This window comes from Pseudomonas sp. P1_F7, assembly GCF_056405655.1.
Genome location: NZ_JBFUBR010000025.1, coordinates 19,106 through 38,032 on the forward strand (window position 1 = coordinate 19,106; position 18,927 = coordinate 38,032).

The window sequence follows — 18,927 nt, forward strand, 5'->3', positions numbered from 1 at the left end:
CTGGGAAGCCTTTCTCAGCACTTCCCACTCTGTCAGTACGGTGAGCGAGTGTTCGGAGTAGGCAAGCGGAACACTAGAGCCGCATCGAGCCCAATAACCCTTGCAGAAAGTGCTCGCCGGCTTCCACTTGGCTGATCTCGATGAACTCGTCAGGCTTATGCGCCTGTTCTATCGAGCCCGGGCCACAGACCACCACCGGCACATCCAGGCGTTGTTTGAACAACCCGCCCTCGGTGCCGAATGAGACTTTGGCAGTGCCGGCGTCCGGGGCGGCGAAGTTTTTCAGGAAGCGCACCGCTTCGACGCTCGGGTGGGTATCGAGGCCCGGATAGACGTTCAGGGTTTCGATCTCGATATCCGCCACGCTGGACAGCTTTTTGGCTTCGCGCACGATCACTTCGGCACGCTCGCGCATCTGTTCCAGGAACTGATCCAGGTCGTCCGCCGGCAAGTTACGCACTTCGAAATCCAGGGTGCACAAGTTCGGCACGATGTTCAGCGCCTTGCCGCCGACAATCTGCCCGACATGCACGGTGCTGTAGGGCACGTCGTATTCGGCATCCTCAGCGCCCTGCTCTTGCAATTGCTGCTGGCCCTGACGCAGCGCGGCGATGAAGTCGCAAGCCACGTGAATCGCATTGACCGAGCGCGGTGCCAGGGAGGAATGGGCTTCCAGGCCGCGACAGTAAGAACGGTAAGAACCCTTGCCCTTGTGCCCAAGCACAAACTGCATGTTGGTCGGCTCACCGATCACGCACAGAAACGGCCGCACCGGCGCCAGATGCAATACATCCAGTAAGCGTCGAACACCCACGCAGCCGATTTCTTCGTCATGGGACAGTGCCAGTTGCAACGGCCGACTCAACGGATGATCGGCGGCATCGAGCATGGCGTCGATAGCCAGCGCGACAAAGCCCTTCATATCGCAACTGCCACGGCCATAGATCCGACCGTCCTGCACGGTCGCCTGAAACGCCGGAAAGGTCCAGGCCTGCCCCGCTGCCGGCACCACGTCGGTATGACCGGACAGCAGAATCCCCGGCACCTCCCGCGGCCCGGCACTGGCGAACAGGTTGGCTTTTTTGCCAGTGGAGTCTTTGACGATCAATGACTCGACGCCCTTGGTCAGCAGCAGATCGCGTACGTACTCAATCAAGGCCATGTTCGATTCCGAAGAAACGGTTTCAAAGGCCATCAGGCGTTTAAGAATGTCCAGTACACGGGGCTTCATGAGGCCTTGCTCCGTTGCTCGACTGAGGAGGCGAACCGGTTGATGGAGAACGGCAAAATCGAAGTACTGGTGCTGCCGGTGCTGATCAGCTCGGCCATCACGTCGCCGACGCCCGGGCCGAGCTGGAAGCCATGACCGCAGAAGCCGAACGCATAGAACAAACCATCAACAGTGCCGCTTGGCCCCATCACGGGCAGGGAATCAGGCAGGTAACCTTCGATACCACTCCAGACCCGAATGATGTTCAGGTTGCCGACACCCGGCAGCAGGCGACGCATCTGATCGAACTGATTGAGAATGCTGCGCGGCTCGACATAGGCCCGGCGGTTGAGCATGTCCGGTTCGCTGCGATAGCCGCCACCGATGATGATGTTTCCACGGGGTATTTGGCGGAAATAAATCACTTCCTCGGGAATCTTGGTATAGACACCGAGCACCGTCGGCAAGGCGTAAGGCACCGGCTCGGTCACGGCCATTTGCGGACCATGGGTTTCCAGCGGCACCGGTTCGCCGAACTGCGCCGAGAGTTTTTGGCCCCAGGCGCCAGCGGTGATCAACAGCTGAGCGGCGCTGAACTGACGACCGTCGGTGGTGCTGATGCTGAACTCGCCACCGACCTTTTGCACTTCGGCCACTTCAGTGCGCTCTTCGATCTGCGCACCGAGACGTCGTGCCGCGCGGGCAAATGCCGGGGCCGCCAGACGCGGGTTGGCATGCCCATCGTGGGGGGCATAAGAGCCGCCCTTCACATCCGGGCCGAGAAATGGAAAGCGCTTGTGCAACTCGTCGCCACGAAAGATCTTCAAGTCCAGTTGCTCTGCCTCGGGAGCATCTGCGTAGGCTTGCAGCTCGGCGATCTCGTCTTCGCGGTAACACACCCGCATATGCCCACTGGCGATGAATTCCAGGTCATCGTCGATCAGCTCCGGCAAACGCTTCCATAACGCCCAGGAACGATTGGCCAGTTCCAGCTGCCCGAGATAACGCCCTTGACGTCGCACGTTGCCGAAATTCACGCCGCTGGCGTACTGACCGATCTGGTCGCGCTCCAGCAAGATCACCGACTGCCCGCGCAGGCGCAGGAAAAACGCCGCCGCTGAGCCCATCAGACCGCCGCCAACAATCACAACATCGGCTTTCTGTACCGTCATGGCGACACCTCCTCGGTGAGTATCGAAAGGGGTTTAACCGGCGCCTGACCCCGTTGTCGGCCGACCTGTTGCACGCTGACGCCCGCGGCAGCGGCAATCACCTCTGCCCCGGCCTGCGAGCAGTAACGCCCCTGGCAGCGGCCCATGCCGACCCGGCTGAATGCCTTGGCCCGGTTGACTTCACAGGCCCCCTTCTCACTGACGGTCCGACGCAGCTCACCGGCCGTGATCATTTCGCAGCGGCAGACGATCGCCTCATCCGGTAGCGCTTTGGCCTGGGCGGAAGGCCAGGGAAACGCCTGTGCCAGACCGAGGCGAAATTCATCCATCACCGCCAGGGCTTGGCGTTGTTCGTCGCGCAACCCGACGTTCATCGGTTGCTGCTGATCCTCCAGCAGCGCCATGGCCACCAGGCGCCCGGCGTGCTCGGCGGCATCGGCGCCGCGAATCTTCGAACCGTCACCGGCGGCATACACGCCGCTGACCGAGGTCCGGCCGTCTTCATCCGTAGCCAGCCACCATTGGCTCGACGCTTCATCGAAGCGCATACGACAACCGGCCAGGTCGGCCAATTGAGTTTCCGGGCGCAGGTGATAACCCAGTGCGACGGCATCGCAATCCACCGTCAAGGTCTCACCACGTGCCGTACGCACGCGTACGCCACTGACACCGCTGGCCGCATCACCCTGCACTTGAAGCGGCGAAATACCCAGATGCACCGGGATCTTCGCGCGATACAGCTGCGCCAACAATTTCATCCCGGTGAACAGCAACCCCGGGCGTGCCAGCAGTTTCGGCATGGCAAGGATGCGTTTGCTCAGAGGCGAAGTGTCGAGCACTGCCGCGACCTTGGCTCCCGCCTTCACATACTGACTGGCAACCAGATACAGCAACGGCCCGCTGCCCATGAACACCACGCGGTGGCCGATGGACACAGCCTGAGATTTCAGGGCGATCTGCGCACCGCCGAGACTATACGTGCCCGCCAACTGCCAGCCTTCGATCGGCATCAAGCGGTCGGTGGCACCGGTGCAGAGGATCAGCGCGTCGTAATCCACTGTCGAGTGCTTGCCCTGGCTGACACAGCACAGTTGCCCCGGTGTCAGGTTCCACACCAGCGTGTCCGGGCGATAGTCGATTTGCCCGCGCAAGCGATCGAAGCTCTGGTGCAGATCGTTGGCCTTGGCGGCTTCGGTGCCATACAGCGTGGCGTAATCCCGGGTAAAACCTTCGGGCTGGCGACGGTAGATCTGCCCGCCATCCCGACGATTTTCATCGATCAGGATGGGCTTGAATCCAGCGGCGACCAGGGTTTCGGCACAACGTGTACCGGCCGGCCCGGCACCGACGATAACGACTCGATGAGTGCTCAGCCGCGCAGTGGCCATATCGCCTCCGGTTGTGTGGTGACAATATCCAGGCCTTCACGGACCTCATTGGAACAGGCGCGTAGACGCTCGCCGCTGCGGGTCCAGACCCAACAGTCCTGGCAGGCTCCCATCAGGCAGAAACCGGCACGTCGACCCGGATCGAACTCCGATTGGCGCAACGCCGAGCAATGAGTCAGCAACGCGACCATCAGCGTATCGCCCTGCAGCGCCTCGACGGGCATGCCGTCTACCTTCAGTTTGACAGTGGGCCGGCCCTGTTCGGCCAGCCTGACGAAACGCCCGTTCATGCATAGGCTCCCACGATCATGTTGTTTGAATGCTGCTGAGTTTTCATCAACTCGGCACTGTCGTGATGGCAAAGGATTTCACTGCCGCCAACAATCATCCGGCGGTCCGGCGGGACGCAATTACACAGACCGTCAACCCGCACAGGGCAGCGATTGAGGAAGGTGCACAACCCTGGCACATTGGCCTTTGCACCTATGGGCGGCAGCGTGCCACAGGTGGTTGTACCGCAGCTTTCCAGCCAGCCCTGGCGCAACTCCGGCACTGAATGGATCAACAGATCGGTATAGGGATGGAATGGTGCTTCAGCGTACGATTGTCGAGTACCGGCCTGAATCTTGTGGCCGCTGTACATCACCACAATGTCGTCGCACAGGGCTCGCACGGTGGAGATGTCATGGCTGATGAACAGATAGGACACCCCCAGTTCCTGTCGCAGGTCGCGCAGCAGTTCGAGAATCGCTGCACCGACCACGGTATCCAGTGCCGAGGTCACCTCGTCGCAGAGAATCAGATCCGGCTTGGCCGCCAGGGCCCGGGCCAGATTGACCCGTTGTTTCTGCCCGCCGGACAGTTCGTTCGGACGACGTTCAGCCAGCGTGCGCGGCAAACGAACGAGATCCAGCAACTCACCGATACGCTCGCGCAAAGCCGCACCCTTGAGGCCGAAATACATCTTCAGCGGGCGACTCAGAATCGTGCTGACGCTGTGCATCGGGTTGAGTGCGGTGTCGGCATTCTGAAAGACCATCTGAATGCGTCGGAACTGCTCATCAGTGCGCGACGACAGGCTGCCTCCCAGTGGCTGGCCATCGAAGGTCAGCCCACCGAGAGCCGGCGCCAACAACCCGGCCACCACCCGCGCCAAAGTCGACTTGCCAGAACCTGACTCACCGATGACGCCAATCGCCTGGCCTCTGCGAACCGTCAGATCAATGTCCTCCAATACGAGGATCGATGGCATGCCATGCGCGGTTTTGTTGCCGTAACCGGCGGTCAGACCCTGGATGGTCAGCAAAGGCGTGTCTTCAGCGACACCGCAGGGTGGACGGATAGTGGTGTCCGGCCGTGCTGCCGCCAGCAAGCTGCGGGTGTATTCGTGGGCCGGGCCTTTAAGCAAGGGTGCCGTGGCGCTCTGCTCGAAGATTTCACCGCCATTAAGCACCACGATTTGATCGGCCATCTGCGCCACTACCGCCAAGTCGTGGGACACGTAGACCGCCGTTGCGCCACGTTCACGGACCACCCGCTTGAACGCCCGCAGTACATCGATCTGGGTCGTCACATCAAGTGCCGTCGTCGGTTCGTCGAGCACCACCAGCAATGGATCGCTGATCAGCGCCATGGCCGCCATCACCCGTTGCAGTTGCCCGCCGGAAACCTGATGAGGGTAACGCTGGCCAATGTGATCGGGGTCTGGCAGGGCCAGGTCGCGGAACAACTCGATGGCCTTGGCCTCAAGCACAGTCCTGCTGCCCAGTCCATGAATCAACGCGCCCTCCACCACTTGGTCGATGAGTCTTTTCGCCGGATTGAACGCCGCGGCGGCGCTCTGGGCGATGTACGACACACGGTTGCCGCGCAAGCCTTGCAGCTCGCCTTCGCTCAACGCCAGCATGTCGTGTTCGCCGATCTGTACCACCCCGCCCGCCAACCGACAACCGCGTCGGGCATAACCGAGTAACGCCAGGGCGATAGTGGTCTTGCCGGAACCAGACTCACCGATCAACGCCAGCACTTCGCCTTTCTGCAGGGAGAAGCTTACGCCCTTGACGATTTCCACCTCACCAAGCTCGCCACAGGCGACCACTCGCAGGTCCTGAACCCTGATTAATTCACTCATTTCAATGACCTCCCGAACGTCGACTACGTCGCGACGACAGTCGGTCGATAAACAGATTCACACCGATGGTCAGGGTGCCGATGGCCAAAGCCGGAATCACGATGGCAGGCGCACCCTGGTAGAGACCGCCGATGTTTTCGCGCACCAGCGACCCGAGATCGGCATCCGGCGGTTGCACACCCAGGCCAAGAAAACTCATACCGCTGAGCAACAACACGATGAAACCGAAGCGCAGCCCCAGATCTGCAAGCACCGGGTTGAGCATATTCGGCAGAATTTCCACGCAAGCCACATACAACCGGCGCTCGCCACGGGTACGAGCTACCTGCACGTACTCCAGCGCTTCAATGTTCACCGCCATGCTGCGGGCGATGCGGAATGCACCCGGGGTGAAGCTCAATACCGCCGTGCAGATCAGCAAGGTGACCGAGGAGCCGAAAGCCGAGACCATGATCAATGCCAGCATCTTGCTGGGGATCGAAATGAAGGCGTCCATCAAGCGACTGATCAACTCATCCAGCCACTTCGGCGACACCACCGACAGCAACGCAAAGCTAGTGCCCAGACCGCTGGCCAACACCGCCGCCACCAAGGCCAGGCCGACGGTGAATCGTGCGCCGACGAGGATCCGGCTCAGCATGTCGCGGCCCAGATAATCGGTGCCGAACGGGTAAGCAGCGCTCAGGTTTTCGAAGACATTGTCGGAGACCACTTCCCCCACCGGATGCGGTGCCAGCCACGGGCCGAAGATGGCTACCAGCAACCAGATCACACACATCGCGGCACCCACCAGGCCGAGCCAGGACGATCCGTGGGAAACCTTGCCCAGCGCCAATTTGGTAGTAGCCGGCGATTTCACAATGAGATTGTTCATTGATTTCTCAGCCTCGGATTGGAAAGAATCGCGCACAGGTCGGCAATCAGCACCAACGTCAAATACGCCGTACAAAACAACATGGTGCAGGCTTGAACCAGGGCCATGTCGCGGTTAGTCACGGCATCGACCATCAGGCTGGCGATGCCGGGGTAGTTGAAGATCGTTTCAACGATCACCACCCCGCCCAACAGGTAAGACAGGCTCAAAGCGATGGCATTGGCGATGGGCCCGATGGCGTTGGGCAAGGCATGGCGTAGAACGATCCGAATCTTGCTCACACCTTTGAGTCGGGCCATTTCCACGTAAGGGCTGTCGAGCTGATCGATCACCGCCGCCCGGGTCATGCGTGCCATCTGCGCGACAATCACGCAGCACAGCGTCATCACCGGTAAGGCGTAAGTACGCATGAATTGCCAGGGTGAAGTGATGTCACTGGCGTAGGACAACGCCGACAACCAACCCAGGTTCACCGCGAAAATCAGCACTGCCAGGGTCGCAACCAGAAACTCTGGCACCGCTACCATGGTCAAGGTAAAAAAGCTGAGGACACTGTCGATGCGCCCGCCCCGGCCCATGGCTGAACCGATGCCCAGAATCAATGCCACCGGCACTGATACCAGCGCCGTGGCGGCCGCCAGCATCAGGGTGTTGGGCAGACGCCCGGCCATCAAGTCGCTGACTGGCATGGCGTTGGATACCGACTGCCCCATGTCACCGCTAAGCAGGCTCATCAACCAGTGCAGGTAACGCAACACACCGGGCTGATCCAGCCCCATTTTCAGGCGCAAGGCTGCCACCTGCTCGGGCGTGGCGAATTGCCCCAGAGACTGTTGTGCCGCGTCTCCCGGCAGCACCGCCGTGATGGCGAACACCACCATGGACACAATCAACAAGGTCACGATCGCCGCGCCCAAGCGCCGGCCGATCAACCACAGTGTGTTGCTATTCATCACCCTATCCTCATGCAATGTAACTGCAGCAAAAACCCGACTTTCATCAAGCGTCCAGCCAGACCTGCTCGGCAAACATGTACCCCATGAAACCGCCCAGGGGGTTGGTGCCGTAGCCCTTGACTCGCTGATCGGCGCCATCGATGTTGCTGATGAACACCGGCACGCCGATACCGCTGTGCTCATGCACCAGTGTTTGCATATCTGCGTACATCTTGCCGCGCTTGGCCTCGTCGGTTTCACCTCGGGCTTGTACCAACAGTTGGTCGAACTGTTCGTTTTTCCAGCCGGACTCGTTCCAGGGTGCTGTCGACTGGAAGAACTGCGAGAAAAGCATGTCGGCATTGGGCCGCGGATTGATGTTGCCAAAGCTCAGTGGGTGCTTCGCCCAATGGTTGGACCAGTAGCCATCGCTCGGCAGACGGTTGACGTCGAGCTTGAGCCCTGCCTCTTTGGCTGACTGCTGCAGCAGCACGGCGATGTCCACCGAACCGGTCGCAGCCGGCGAGCACATCAGCGGCATAGTGATGCTTTCCATGCCGGCCTTTTTGAGCAGGAACTTGGCTTTTTCCGGATCGTAGGCACGTTGTGGCAGGTCTGCGTTGAAGAAGCGCGCACCGGGTGCAATCGGGTGATCGTTGCCGACCCTGGCGTAGCCACGGAATATCGCCGACTTGATCTGCTCGCGGTCCAGCAAGTATTTCATGGCCTGGGTGAATTCCGGGCTTTGGCCTGGCATCTGGTCCTGACGAATGATCAGGTCGGTGTAGTTACCCGACGGCGAGTCCACGACCCGATGCTTGGTGCTGGCCTTGATGCGAACCGTTGAGCGCGGGTTAACCTCGTTGACGATTTGCACGTCGCCCGACAACAGGGCGTTGATCCGTGACGGCTCGTCGGCAATGGCGATAAATTCGATCTCGTCCAGATACGGCAAGCCGGGTTTCCAGTAATTGGTATTGCGCACACCAATCGAACGCTCCCCGGGCTTGAACTCCTTGGCCTTGAACGGACCGGTACCGATGCCCTGGCTGAAATCGCTCGTACCCTCGGGAACGATCAACATGTGAGAGATGGCAAGAACCGACGGCAATTCAGCATTCGGGCCGCTCAATTGAATCTGCACTTCGTGCGTGCCGACGGCCTTGACCTCAGCGAACTGCGACGCTAGCGGCAGGACCTTGGAACCGGTGATTGGATCCTTGTGCCGCAACAGAGAAAACACCACGTCGGCGGCGGTCAGTGCCTTGCCGTTGTGGAAGGTCACGTCCTTGCGCAGGCTGATCACCCAGAGCGTGGCGTCAGTGGTTTCGATACGCTCGGCCAACTCCAGTTGCGGCACCATATGGCTGTCGAAACGCGTCAGACCGTTGTAGAACATGTAATGGCGCACGTAGTCGGTGGACCCTGAACCTTTGGCCGGATCCAGGGTGTCGGCGGTGGAACTGGACGAGCCTGCGACGCGGATACGACCGCCGGGCTTGCCTTTGCCAGGGCTTGCAGCTTCATCATCGGCAAACAGCTTGCCAGCGGCGCCGAACAGACTGCTGGCGCCCGCGACAGCCACCCCGGCCAACCCCAGCATCTGCAATGCATTGCGGCGCGACATGCCGCGATTGAGCCCTTCGAAAACGCGCAGACTTTCTTCACCGGTGATCAGCTGGGAGTCGATATTTTTTTTATTGTCAGTCATGTCAGTCCTACCTTTGGTCAATGATAAGGCTCAAGTGCTGCTGATTAAGCGCAGCGTGGTTGAAACGTAAAGCAACACCATGAACTCAGTGCAGGTAGTCCTGCAGGCGGTAATACGCACCCACCAGAGGCAGGAACCAGGGTTTGCCGAAATGCCCGGGAATGGCCGGCCAATCGAGTTCGCGCCACGGATTGGCCTCGACCTTGCCAGCCATTACCTCGGCCATGATCTGCCCCATGTGCACCGACATTTGCACCCCATGACCGCTGTAGCCCATGGAGTAATAAACCCCTCCATGCTGCCCGGCGCGGGGTAACCGATCGGAGGTCATATCCACCAGGCCACCCCAGCAGTAGTCGATCTTCACGCCAGCCAGTTGCGGAAACATCCGAACCATCGCCGCCTGCAGCACTTTGCCGCTCTTGGCGTCGGAAATACTGTCGGACATGGCAAACCGGGCACGACCGCCAAACAGCAAGCGGTTGTCCGGCGTCAGGCGGAAGTAGTTACCGATCATGCGGCTGGTGACATAGGAACGCCGTGCCGGTAGCAAGCTGTCGATCAGGGCCTGCGGTAGCACCTCGGTGGCGATCACGAAACTGCCCACCGGCACGATCCGCCGCCGATACCAGCCCAATCCGCCCTGCTGGCACGTGCCTGTGGCCAGCAGAACCTGCGTGGCGTGTAGCGAGCCCTTGGTGGTATTGACCTGATAGCCGCCGGCACTGGCTTTCCAGTCCGTCACTGACACGCCCTGAAAGATCAACGCGCCGTGACGTGCTGCCGCCTCGGCCAATCCAACACCGAAGCGCCCGACGTGCATCTGCACGCCGTTGCGCTGCAGCAAGCCTCCATGGAACTGGGCCGAGTTGGCTTCAGCACGGGCCTCTTCTGGAGAGAGCAACTCGACCTCGGCGTCGACCTCCCGCCGAATCAATTCGCAGGTGCGCGCCAAACCTTCGTAATGCATCGGTTTGGCAGCCAGCTTGAGCTTGCCATTGCGTTTGAGGTCGCAGGCAATCTGCTCCTGCTCCACCAATGAAACGACGCTCTGTACGGCGCTTTCATAGGCCTGGTAATAAGCACGCGCCTTATCAGCACCGAGGCTGGCGCTGAGTGCCGCGTAGTCCTGGGCAACGCCGGTGCTGCAGTGACCACCATTACGCCCCGAAGCCTCGCCAATCACTCGCCCGCCTTCCAGTACCACCACACTGGCCCCCTTCAAGGCCAGGGCTCGGGCCGCCGCCAGGCCGGTGAGACCACCACCGACGATGGCCACATCGACCTGCCCGGGCAATGCGCCGAGCTGAGCACCGGTGAATTGCGGTGCGGTATCGAGCCAATAGGACTCACTGCCCATGTCTAACCCCTTTTGCCTTGAAGAGTGCCCTGAGACTTAGAGACCGACCAACCCGGGCAATGCGCCGATATCCGGGATCTGGTGGTAGCCATAGACGGCATTCGCTGGCTGCTCGTGACCACGAGCAACGAAGGCTTTGTTCTTGATCTTCATGTCGTTGGCCGGCATCAGGTCATAACGAAAGCTCGAGGACACATGCAGAACGTCTTCTGGGCCGCAGCCGAGGTTATCGAGCATGAACTCGAAGGCGGCCAGGCGCGGCTTATAGGCTTGGGCTTGTTGGGCGGTGAAGACTTTATGGAAAGGTGCGCCGAGCTTGTCGACGTTGGACATGATCTGCTCGTCCATCGCGTTGGAGAAAATCACCAACGGAATCTTGTCGGCGATTTTTGCCAGGCCGGCCGGTACGTCGGCATGTGGCCCCCACGTCGGTACGGCGTCGTAGTAGAGTTGGCCTTCACCCCGGTACTCGACACCCCAACGCTTGCAGACGCGCGCCAGGGCGGTCTTGATGATCTCATCATATGGCCGCCAGTCACCCATCACCTGATCCAGGCGATAGGCGGAGAAGTCCTTGACGAACTGATCCATTTGCTCAAAAGGTACACGATCGGCGAACAGTTCGCGCGTCATGTTTCCCATTTGAAAGTTGGTCAACGTGCCATAGCAGTCAAAGGTAATAAACTTGGGTCGAAGAAAGCTCATGAGTGCGGTCCTTAATGATTGTTGAGGTCATGACGGGGCAAGCAGTTACTCCGTTCTGGAAGCATCGGAGCAACGCTGCATCACGGATTTATTACAACACCAAGAGACCATGCATAAACTGTTAAAAGTATAGGCTGCTTGGTACAAACCACCGTTTTGCAGGGCTTGCTCAGCAGACTTTGCGGGATGCTCCAGACTCGGGCGCTCCACCCCCTGTTTCTACGCCTTTGCGGGCTTTTATGGTGCGCTGGCAAGCCACGCACAACGCAATGTGCGGCAGTATTTATGACTGGCGAAAGGAGAACGGGGGCATTCGCTGAAGGCGCGCCCGCTGATTGTGCTGCGAGGTGAGGCGGGGTCAGTCAAGAGTCAATGCGCATTGGGACAACCTTGCTTTTATTAGCGATAGGCGTGACATACCGGTAAAAAAACTCTGTACGCGTCGCGACAGCGCTACAAAGGCGGCGCATCGCACGATGCAGCAGCACATCTCTTCCTGCTTATCTATATGGCGCATCACCGCCAGCGATATGCCTGCGACTGCACTGACCAGGAATGATCTCGCTGAGAGGACTATCAGAAAGGTTACTGACGAAATCGGGTCAACTTGCTCTCATACAAAGTCAGCCTGACAGATACGGCAGATTCTCCCTTGCAAACCTCAAGAACAGCACATTTTATCTGGCACGCTTTGTTAGCTTATTGAGAAGACACGGCATAGCGATGTCCTGGTCGCCACGGCGATGTTCTGGTGATTTCCACGTTCGGCTTGATCTATGTTTCAGCGGCCTCGCAGGGTCGCGAGCCAGACCGCCCTCTGCTGCTTGCAGTGCCTATTACCGCTCAAGGGAGCCAGTTGGATGACAATACAATCTTCGAATAGCTACAGCGTTGATCCGCAAACGTCTCACAAATTTTATATCGATGGCTGTTGGTCTTCCCCGGCGATTCCGGCAAGTTTGCCGGTGGTCAATCCGGCAACTGAAGAGGTCGTTGCGCAGGTCGCGCAAGGCTCCGCCGAGGATGTTGATCGGGCAGTAGCTGCGGCGCGTGCAGCGTTTCCTGGCTGGTCTGCTACCTGCACAGAGTCGCGCGCGCTTGTCCTCGGAAAGATCCATGAGCTCATCCTTGAGCGAAAAGAAGTGCTCGCGCAGGCCCTCTCCCTCGAAATGGGCGCTGCCATCGGTTCCGCCCGGGCAATGCAAGTGCCTCTCGCGGCCGAACACGTTCGGGTCGCCCGCGACCTCCTGTCCACTTATCGTTTCCAGACGGTTGAAGGTGGAACCGCGATTGAACGCGAACCTATAGGCGTCTGCGGTCTCATCACTCCGTGGAACTGGCCGCTTTATCAAATCACCGCGAAAGTCGCCCCGGCTATTGCTGCCGGATGCACTGTGGTCCTCAAACCAAGCGAACTGTCGCCTCTGAGCGCCCTTCTTTTTGCACAACTGGTCCACGACGCGGGCCTTCCACCTGGCGTCTTCAACCTCGTGAACGGAAGTGGATCCGAGGTCGGCGCAGCGATGGCTGCGCACCCTGATATCGATATGATTTCGATTACCGGCTCCAACCGCGCGGGCGCGCTGGTCGCACAGGCGGCCGCCCATACGGTGAAGCGCGTCACACAAGAATTGGGAGGCAAATCCCCGAACATTCTGCTTCCCGACGCCGACTTCGCCAAAGCCGTCCCACTGGGCGTGATGTCGGCGTTCCGTAACGTCGGACAATCGTGCAGCGCCCCGACACGAATGATCGTACCTAAGGACCGGCTGGCGGAGGTCGAATCACTGGCAGCCGCGACCGCCAATGCGATCATCGTGGGTGATCCGCGATCGGAAGATACGGTGCTCGGTCCCATTGCCAACGAGGCCCAGTTCAATCGTGTGCAAGCCATGATCGAGGCTGGTCTGAGTGAGGGCGCAAAACTCGTTTGCGGCGGACCAGGACGTGTGCCGGGTTTTGAAAAGGGCTTCTACACTCGACCGACAGTATTCTCCGACGTAGATACCGCAATGCGGATCGCCCAAGAAGAAATTTTCGGGCCGGTGTTGTGCATTATTCCGTATGAAACGATCGATGAGGCGGTCGTTATCGCGAACGATACGGTATACGGGCTGGGCGCCCATGTTCAAGCTCAGAACCTTGATCTTGCACGTGCAGTTGCCTCTCGTATCCGCGCGGGGCAAGTGCATCTGAATTACCCCGCCTGGAATCCAATGGCTCCATTCGGTGGTTACAAACGTTCTGGTAATGGTCGTGAGTATGGTGTCTACGGCTTGGAGGAATACCTGGAAACCAAGGCAATCATTGGATTTGGCGGATCACTTGAAAGTTCTTCCCGAACGTAGAACTCATTCAAATGTTCGGTGCCGTCCAATTCGGCTAGCCACCGATGCGGACGCCCATCGCGCAGACCGGTAGCGAATGCTTGTTGCGCCAGCAGAATTTAGTTGTGTTGCATCGACCGGTTGAATCCACAGCCAAAAGCGGGCGCTTTTCAAACGTCCGCTACGGCTAGATTGTCTTAAGGAAATCGACTTGTCCTCAGCCTTTTTCGCTCGGGCACCAACGAGGAGGTCAATAAAGGGCTTTCAGATTGCCAGATTCCTTTCTGGGCGTCCAAGCCTCCCAGGGCACCTCAAACCACCTCGCAAGGCTTTGCGCCGTATCCCATGTCAAGGTCAACCACTCATCCAGAGCCACGTGACTCGAAGCGCGGCACCGTTGCTCCAGACCGCAACTCTGGTAGAAACGATTGACCACGTCGACCATGGGCTCACGCTGGTCTTCAAGCAGGATCGCCCCATGAACCAGGACCACCAGGCGGTTATCTGCTGTACGGCGGCGCCAACGCTGGGCCGTTCCCACCAGCTTGCGTCTAGCCAGGGTGACGTTGAACCGGCCGTCACAGAATGCTTCTGGGACCTCACCGAGGCCCGGCAGCAAGCCCATGCCACGCAACCACTGGCAGATGGGTTCGCATAGTCGTAAATAAGCGGTTTCTATTCGCGCCTGTTCGTCATCTTCCAGTGGCACGACATAGGCCAAGGCTACATTGAGTACCGCCGATGATTGCGGCACCGGCTCGCCGCCCGTGTCGCGCAATGCGATCGGCCAGCCCAGGGCAGTACAACTGATATCGGCCGCCGTGAAACCCGGAAGCCGGCTCAGCCAGCGTGGCATCACCAAGGCTGAGTCGCTGGGTCGCCATAGCAGCAACCCCCACTCCTCCTCTCCGGCGTACACACGGTCGAGCAACTGCCGCTCAGCCTCCAGGCCGGCCTCGATACTGACGCGCCAGATCCGGCTCATAGTGGCTCTACCCCTTCGATTCGCTGGCACAGATCATCGAGGAAGTCTGCGGCAGGAGCACCGTTCACGGCCCGGTGATCAAAGGTCAGCGAAAGGCCCATGAAGTCACGCTCTGATAACGAACCATCGGCGCCTCGTTGCAGGCGACGCTGGATGCCTCCCAGCCCGATAATGGCCACCTGAGGGACATTGAGGATGGGCGTGAAGAAACGCACCCGCGACAGCCCCAGGTTGGTCACGGTCACCGTGGCACCCGTTAGCTCCTTCACCGAGAGCTTCCCGGACAGTGCCTTGTCCACCAGGGCCCGGCGTGCAAGTGCCAAGCCTTCCGCATCCAGTTGGTCGGCATCGAACAGTGCGGGCGCCACCAGCAGATCGTCCGGCAGCGGGATCGCCAGACCGAGATGCACCGAACCATGCCGCGTGATTTGGTTATCCTGCAGGGTTGCATTGAGTCCCGGATGGTTCTTCAGGGAACATACGATCTCGAACAGCAGCAGGTCCTGGAGCGATACCTGGCGACCCGCAGCCTTTAGCTCCGCCCGTTTCGCCTGCAGGTTGGTCAACTCGCATTCAGCATGGTGAGTTAGTTGCGCTGCAGTCTGCAGGCTTTCGCTCATCTTCGCAGCGATCATTTTTCGCATGCCTTTCAAGGGCACGGTGCTACCGGAACCGGCAGCAGGATTCTGTATGAGCCCCATGGTTCACTCCACTAACCCGATGGTCGCGCCTTTGACGACCACCGCGTCTTCTTCTTCGAGGATTTTCAGCACGCCGGAAGCCGGCGCCTCGATCTCAAACTGGGCCTTTTCAGACATGATTTCTGCCACCAGGTCGCCTTGGCCAACTTCGGCGCCATCACTGACCAGCCAGGAAGTGATTACGGCTTCGGCGTCGCCTTCCCAGAGGTCAGCGGGAATCAGGATTGAGTTGGACATGTTGTTATTCCTCGTTCTTCAGGTTCTGGTAAGCCGCAACGATCTTTGCTGCGCAAGGCAGCGCCCATTGCTCCATAGGCGGGGTGAAAGGAATCGGAATGTCGGGGAAAGCCACCCGCTGCGGGCGCGCCTTGAGCATCCCGATGTCGTGTTCGACGACGCTAGCGATGATTTCGCCGCTCACACCGAAGCTGTGGTAGTCCTCGTCGACAACGATGAGTCGGCCGGTCTTGCGCACAGAGGCGATGACGTGCTCACGGTCCAGCGGCACCAGGCTGCGCAGGTCCACTACTTCGGCGCTGACACCCTGCTGCTCCAATTGCTGGGCAGCGCGCAGCGCGTGATGCACGCCGGCGCCCAGGCTGACGATACTGACATCACTGCCTTCGCGGACCGTCTTCGCCTTGCCGATATCCACGGTATAGGGTTCCTCCGGTACAGCCACCGTGGCGCCCTTCTCGGTACCCAGCCAGCCCATGCCCTGCAGCGACTTGTGGAACAGGTAGATGACCGGGTTGTCATCGCGAATGGCGGCGGTCATCAGGCCCTTGGCGTCGTAGGCGTTGCTCGGCACCACCACCTTCATGCCTGGCAGGTGAGCGAAGGTGCCGTAAAGGCACTGCGAATGCTGCCCGGCGTCGGAGTAGCCGGCACCGGTGGATGCCATCAGCACCATGGGCACGCTGACCTTGCCGCCGGAGAAGTAGGTGTTCTTCGCCATCAGGTTGTAGATCGCGTCCATACAGACGCCGAAGAAGTCGACGAACATCAGTTCGACAATCGGACGCATGCCGTCAGAGGCCGCGCCCACGGCAGCGCCGATGAAGGCGGTTTCCGAGATTGGCGTATCACGAATGCGCGCGCTGCCGAATTCTTCATGCAGGCCACGGGTGTTGCCGAACACCCCGCCGAGTTGGCCTATGTCCTCGCCCATCACGAAGACGCGTGGGTCGAGGCGCATTTCCTGGGCCATCGCCTCGGCCATGGCGCGGGCGATGGTGAGTTTGCGTTCTTTGATTGTTGCGGGCATGTCTGATTTCCTCCGTCGATGGGATCAGTGACGGGCAGCGGCAGGCGCGGACGGCCTGACGATGATCTTCACGTTCTGGTCCTTGTTGTTAACCAGCTCCTCGAAGCCCTGCTCGAGGATGTGTTCCAGTTCGATCCGCCCGGTGATCAGCGGAGTGACGTCCAGGCGGCCGTCGGCGATCAGAGCGATGACATCGGCGAATTCACCGTTGTAGGCCAAGGCACCAATAACCTGTTTTTCGGTGGCGACGATTTCGAAGAAATTGAATTCGCTGGGCTCCTCGAAGATGCCCACCATCACGCAGCGCCCGCCCTTGCGAATGACATCGATAGCCAACTTGGCAGTGGTCTTGTGGCCGATGCACTCGAAGGAAACCGCGGCACCATATCCATCTGTCAGTTCGCGCACCGAAGCAATGGCATCGCACTGGCTGGGGTCAAGCACCTCGGTGGCCCCCACCTCAAACGCCTTCGCCTTGCGCGCCGTGGACATTTCGAGAGCGATGATCCGGGCCGCACCCGCGGCACGGGCGCACATGATGGTGCACAGACCGATGGTTCCAGCGCCGACTACCACCACTGTCTGGCCGAGGAGGCTGCCGGCCTTCTTCACCGCGTGCATGCCAACTGCCAGAGGTTCGATCAGCGCGCCGGCCTCTGCAGGGAAACCTTCCGGTAGGCGGTACAGCAGATTGGCCGGGATGTTGACCAGTTCAGCGAACGCACCGTTGTTCATCAATCCGGTGAAGGCGAGGTTCTCGCACAGGTTGTATTGGCCCTGCTGGCAGAACCAGCATTTGCCGCAATGCTGGCAAGCATCGGCGGCCACACGCTCACCTACTGCAAAGTTCTGAACCCCCTCACCCAGGGAGACAATCTCGCCGCAGAACTCGTGGCCGAGAATGCACTGCCCTTTGAGGCCCGTGAGTGGGTGGGCGGTATCAGTGGGAATGAATACCGGCCCGGCCAGGTATTCGTGCAGGTCCGAGCCACAGATGCCGCACCATTCCACACGGATTTGCACCCAGCCCGCCTGAGGTTGCGGCGGGCAGGCAACGTCCTGCAGGCGGATGTCGCGTCGGCCATGCCAAACTGCGGCCTTCATCGTCGGTTGTCGGTACATGTCGATCTCCTTCTTGTCGTTGTTGTGGCGGGCTCCGTTCACACGAACACCATTTCCATAGCTTCTTCCGGTGCCGGATAGGCACTGTCGCGGGCGAACTGCACAGCAGCGTCGACGCGTCCTCGGGCACGTTCTTCAATGGCGGCGGCGCCGACCTCGTCCAGCACGCCCAGATCCAACAGGCGTTGGCGGTAAGCCGGAATCGGGTCCTTTGCCAGCAGGGCTTCCTTCTCGCCGGCAGGACGGTAGGTTTCGCCGTCACCCATGAAATGGCCGGCCAGGCGGTGAGTTTCGATCTCGATCAGGCTCGGCCCTTCACCGGCACGGGCCCGAGCAATGGCCCCACCGGCTGCGGCGAAGATGGCGTCGGCGTCGTTACCCGGGACGAACACGCCGGGCATGCCATAAGCGGCAGCACGCAGGTAGTTGCGCTCGATGGCAGTCGAAGAGGCCTTGGCCACCGAGATGCCCCAGGCGTTGTCCTCGATGACGAAGACCACCGGTAGCTTCCACAGCGCGGCCAGATTCAGGGTTTCGTGGAAGGCTCCCTGGTTCGCTGCGCCTTCACCCAGGTAGGCCACGGCGACTCCGGACTTACCCTGTAGTTGGCGCGATAACGCAGCACCAACCGCAGGGCCCATGCCTTGGGCGATGATGCCGGAGCAGGAGAAGTTCACCCGTGCGTCGAACAGGTGCATATGGCCGCCGCGGCCGCCAGACAGGCCGGTCTTTTTGCCGAAGATCTCGGCGACCATCTCGTCCAGGTCTACGCCCTTGGCCACGGCGATGTGGTGTGGGCGGTGGGTGGCGGTGACGATGTCCTCCACCGCGAGGTGGGCGCAGACACCGACGGCGCAAGGCTCCTGACCGTTGGACAGGTGCATCTCACCGGGAATTGGCCCATTGGCCATGTTGAATACAGGCGTCTTGCCTTCCATGTAGATTCGTTCGATAGACTCTTCCAGGTAACGGCTGACGAGCATTTGCTCGAGCATCCAGAGTCGCTGGGCTTTGCTGGGCGTGGTCATGGGATTGACTC

17 protein-coding genes are annotated in these 18,927 nt (G+C 60.0%); 1 reads left to right on the plus strand and 16 read right to left on the minus strand.

The features are described 5' to 3' along the window. Positions 1 to 73: 73 nt before the first annotated feature. The 10 genes from argE to AC1D1M_RS28445 all read right to left on the minus strand — a co-directional run bounded on the left by argE (position 74) and on the right by AC1D1M_RS28445 (position 11,486). Positions 74 to 1,231 carry an acetylornithine deacetylase gene (argE, locus tag AC1D1M_RS28400; RefSeq protein ID WP_477778255.1) on the minus strand — a complete coding sequence of 386 codons (1,158 nt, stop codon included), beginning with the start codon at positions 1,229 to 1,231 and terminating at the stop codon, positions 74 to 76. Then, positions 1,228 to 2,382: an NAD(P)/FAD-dependent oxidoreductase gene (locus AC1D1M_RS28405; RefSeq protein ID WP_477778256.1), complete on the minus strand. Its 1,155-nt coding sequence runs from the start codon at positions 2,380 to 2,382 to the stop codon at positions 1,228 to 1,230. The genes argE and AC1D1M_RS28405 overlap by 4 nt, the downstream gene beginning before the upstream one ends. Then, a complete protein-coding gene (locus AC1D1M_RS28410) occupies positions 2,379 to 3,770 on the minus strand; it encodes an FAD/NAD(P)-dependent oxidoreductase (protein ID WP_477778257.1) in 1,392 nt (463 codons plus the stop codon). Before AC1D1M_RS28410 ends, AC1D1M_RS28405 begins: the two co-directional genes overlap by 4 nt. Further along, complete coding sequence (locus AC1D1M_RS28415) at positions 3,752 to 4,060, minus strand: (2Fe-2S)-binding protein (protein WP_477778258.1); 309 nt, start codon at positions 4,058 to 4,060, stop codon at positions 3,752 to 3,754. The genes AC1D1M_RS28410 and AC1D1M_RS28415 overlap by 19 nt, the downstream gene beginning before the upstream one ends. Further along, a complete protein-coding gene (locus AC1D1M_RS28420) occupies positions 4,057 to 5,901 on the minus strand; it encodes an ABC transporter ATP-binding protein (RefSeq protein WP_477778259.1) in 1,845 nt (614 codons plus the stop codon). The genes AC1D1M_RS28415 and AC1D1M_RS28420 overlap by 4 nt, the downstream gene beginning before the upstream one ends. Before the next feature lies 1 nt (position 5,902). Beyond that, entirely contained in the window at positions 5,903 to 6,775 is an 873-nt protein-coding gene (locus AC1D1M_RS28425) for an ABC transporter permease (protein ID WP_457265720.1), read from the minus strand. Further along, positions 6,772 to 7,728, minus strand: a complete 957-nt coding sequence (locus AC1D1M_RS28430; RefSeq protein WP_151213984.1) for an ABC transporter permease — start codon at positions 7,726 to 7,728, stop codon at positions 6,772 to 6,774. The genes AC1D1M_RS28425 and AC1D1M_RS28430 overlap by 4 nt, the downstream gene beginning before the upstream one ends. Before the next feature lie 46 nt (positions 7,729 to 7,774). Beyond that, positions 7,775 to 9,421 carry an ABC transporter substrate-binding protein gene (locus tag AC1D1M_RS28435; protein ID WP_477778260.1) on the minus strand — a complete coding sequence of 549 codons (1,647 nt, stop codon included), beginning with the start codon at positions 9,419 to 9,421 and terminating at the stop codon, positions 7,775 to 7,777. An 85-nt stretch (positions 9,422 to 9,506) separates the two neighbouring features. After that, complete coding sequence (locus AC1D1M_RS28440) at positions 9,507 to 10,781, minus strand: NAD(P)/FAD-dependent oxidoreductase (protein WP_477778261.1); 1,275 nt, start codon at positions 10,779 to 10,781, stop codon at positions 9,507 to 9,509. A gap of 36 nt (positions 10,782 to 10,817) precedes the next feature. After that, a complete protein-coding gene (locus AC1D1M_RS28445) occupies positions 10,818 to 11,486 on the minus strand; it encodes a haloacid dehalogenase type II (protein ID WP_150752413.1) in 669 nt (222 codons plus the stop codon). 860 nt (positions 11,487 to 12,346) lie between these two features. Between AC1D1M_RS28445 and AC1D1M_RS28450 the strand changes: the two genes are divergently transcribed. Continuing rightward, the gene (locus AC1D1M_RS28450; protein WP_477778262.1) at positions 12,347 to 13,834 is read left to right on the plus strand and encodes an aldehyde dehydrogenase family protein; all 1,488 of its coding nucleotides are present in this window, start codon (positions 12,347 to 12,349) and stop codon (positions 13,832 to 13,834) included. Between the two features lie 229 nt (positions 13,835 to 14,063). Here AC1D1M_RS28450 and AC1D1M_RS28455 read toward each other — a convergent pair whose 3' ends face one another. Genes AC1D1M_RS28455 through AC1D1M_RS28480 form a run of 6 tightly spaced genes read right to left on the minus strand, consistent with a single transcriptional unit; the run spans position 14,064 to position 18,916 of the window. Beyond that, complete coding sequence (locus AC1D1M_RS28455) at positions 14,064 to 14,798, minus strand: lipoate--protein ligase family protein (RefSeq protein WP_477778263.1); 735 nt, start codon at positions 14,796 to 14,798, stop codon at positions 14,064 to 14,066. Then, entirely contained in the window at positions 14,795 to 15,499 is a 705-nt protein-coding gene (locus AC1D1M_RS28460; RefSeq protein WP_477778264.1) for a 2-oxo acid dehydrogenase subunit E2, read from the minus strand. Before AC1D1M_RS28460 ends, AC1D1M_RS28455 begins: the two co-directional genes overlap by 4 nt. Positions 15,500 to 15,502: 3 nt before the next feature. Further along, positions 15,503 to 15,736 (minus strand): lipoyl domain-containing protein, encoded by a 234-nt coding sequence (locus AC1D1M_RS28465; protein ID WP_108232314.1) that lies wholly within the window; start codon positions 15,734 to 15,736, stop codon positions 15,503 to 15,505. A gap of 4 nt (positions 15,737 to 15,740) precedes the next feature. Further along, complete coding sequence (locus tag AC1D1M_RS28470; RefSeq protein WP_477778265.1) at positions 15,741 to 16,766, minus strand: alpha-ketoacid dehydrogenase subunit beta; 1,026 nt, start codon at positions 16,764 to 16,766, stop codon at positions 15,741 to 15,743. 24 nt (positions 16,767 to 16,790) lie between these two features. Next, entirely contained in the window at positions 16,791 to 17,870 is a 1,080-nt protein-coding gene (locus AC1D1M_RS28475) for a 2,3-butanediol dehydrogenase (RefSeq protein WP_477778282.1), read from the minus strand. A 56-nt stretch (positions 17,871 to 17,926) separates the two neighbouring features. Beyond that, positions 17,927 to 18,916: a thiamine pyrophosphate-dependent dehydrogenase E1 component subunit alpha gene (locus AC1D1M_RS28480; protein ID WP_477778266.1), complete on the minus strand. Its 990-nt coding sequence runs from the start codon at positions 18,914 to 18,916 to the stop codon at positions 17,927 to 17,929. Positions 18,917 to 18,927 lie beyond the last annotated feature (11 nt).

Coding starts and splice junctions, on each gene's coding strand:
- AC1D1M_RS28435 (WP_477778260.1), bottom strand. CDS start 9,421: ATGACTGACAATAAAAAAAATATCGACTCCCAGCTGATCACCGGTGAA.
- AC1D1M_RS28475 (WP_477778282.1), bottom strand. CDS start 17,870: ATGAAGGCCGCAGTTTGGCATGGCCGACGCGACATCCGCCTGCAGGAC.
- AC1D1M_RS28455 (WP_477778263.1), bottom strand. CDS start 14,798: ATGAGCCGGATCTGGCGCGTCAGTATCGAGGCCGGCCTGGAGGCTGAG.
- AC1D1M_RS28445 (WP_150752413.1), bottom strand. CDS start 11,486: ATGAGCTTTCTTCGACCCAAGTTTATTACCTTTGACTGCTATGGCACG.
- argE (WP_477778255.1), bottom strand. CDS start 1,231: ATGAAGCCCCGTGTACTGGACATTCTTAAACGCCTGATGGCCTTTGAA.
- AC1D1M_RS28430 (WP_151213984.1), bottom strand. CDS start 7,728: ATGAATAGCAACACACTGTGGTTGATCGGCCGGCGCTTGGGCGCGGCG.
- AC1D1M_RS28425 (WP_457265720.1), bottom strand. CDS start 6,775: ATGAACAATCTCATTGTGAAATCGCCGGCTACTACCAAATTGGCGCTG.
- AC1D1M_RS28460 (WP_477778264.1), bottom strand. CDS start 15,499: ATGGGGCTCATACAGAATCCTGCTGCCGGTTCCGGTAGCACCGTGCCC.
- AC1D1M_RS28440 (WP_477778261.1), bottom strand. CDS start 10,781: ATGGGCAGTGAGTCCTATTGGCTCGATACCGCACCGCAATTCACCGGT.
- AC1D1M_RS28465 (WP_108232314.1), bottom strand. CDS start 15,736: ATGTCCAACTCAATCCTGATTCCCGCTGACCTCTGGGAAGGCGACGCC.
- AC1D1M_RS28420 (WP_477778259.1), bottom strand. CDS start 5,901: ATGAGTGAATTAATCAGGGTTCAGGACCTGCGAGTGGTCGCCTGTGGC.
- AC1D1M_RS28480 (WP_477778266.1), bottom strand. CDS start 18,916: ATGACCACGCCCAGCAAAGCCCAGCGACTCTGGATGCTCGAGCAAATG.
- AC1D1M_RS28410 (WP_477778257.1), bottom strand. CDS start 3,770: ATGGCCACTGCGCGGCTGAGCACTCATCGAGTCGTTATCGTCGGTGCC.
- AC1D1M_RS28415 (WP_477778258.1), bottom strand. CDS start 4,060: ATGAACGGGCGTTTCGTCAGGCTGGCCGAACAGGGCCGGCCCACTGTC.
- AC1D1M_RS28470 (WP_477778265.1), bottom strand. CDS start 16,766: ATGCCCGCAACAATCAAAGAACGCAAACTCACCATCGCCCGCGCCATG.
- AC1D1M_RS28450 (WP_477778262.1), top strand. CDS start 12,347: ATGACAATACAATCTTCGAATAGCTACAGCGTTGATCCGCAAACGTCT.
- AC1D1M_RS28405 (WP_477778256.1), bottom strand. CDS start 2,382: ATGACGGTACAGAAAGCCGATGTTGTGATTGTTGGCGGCGGTCTGATG.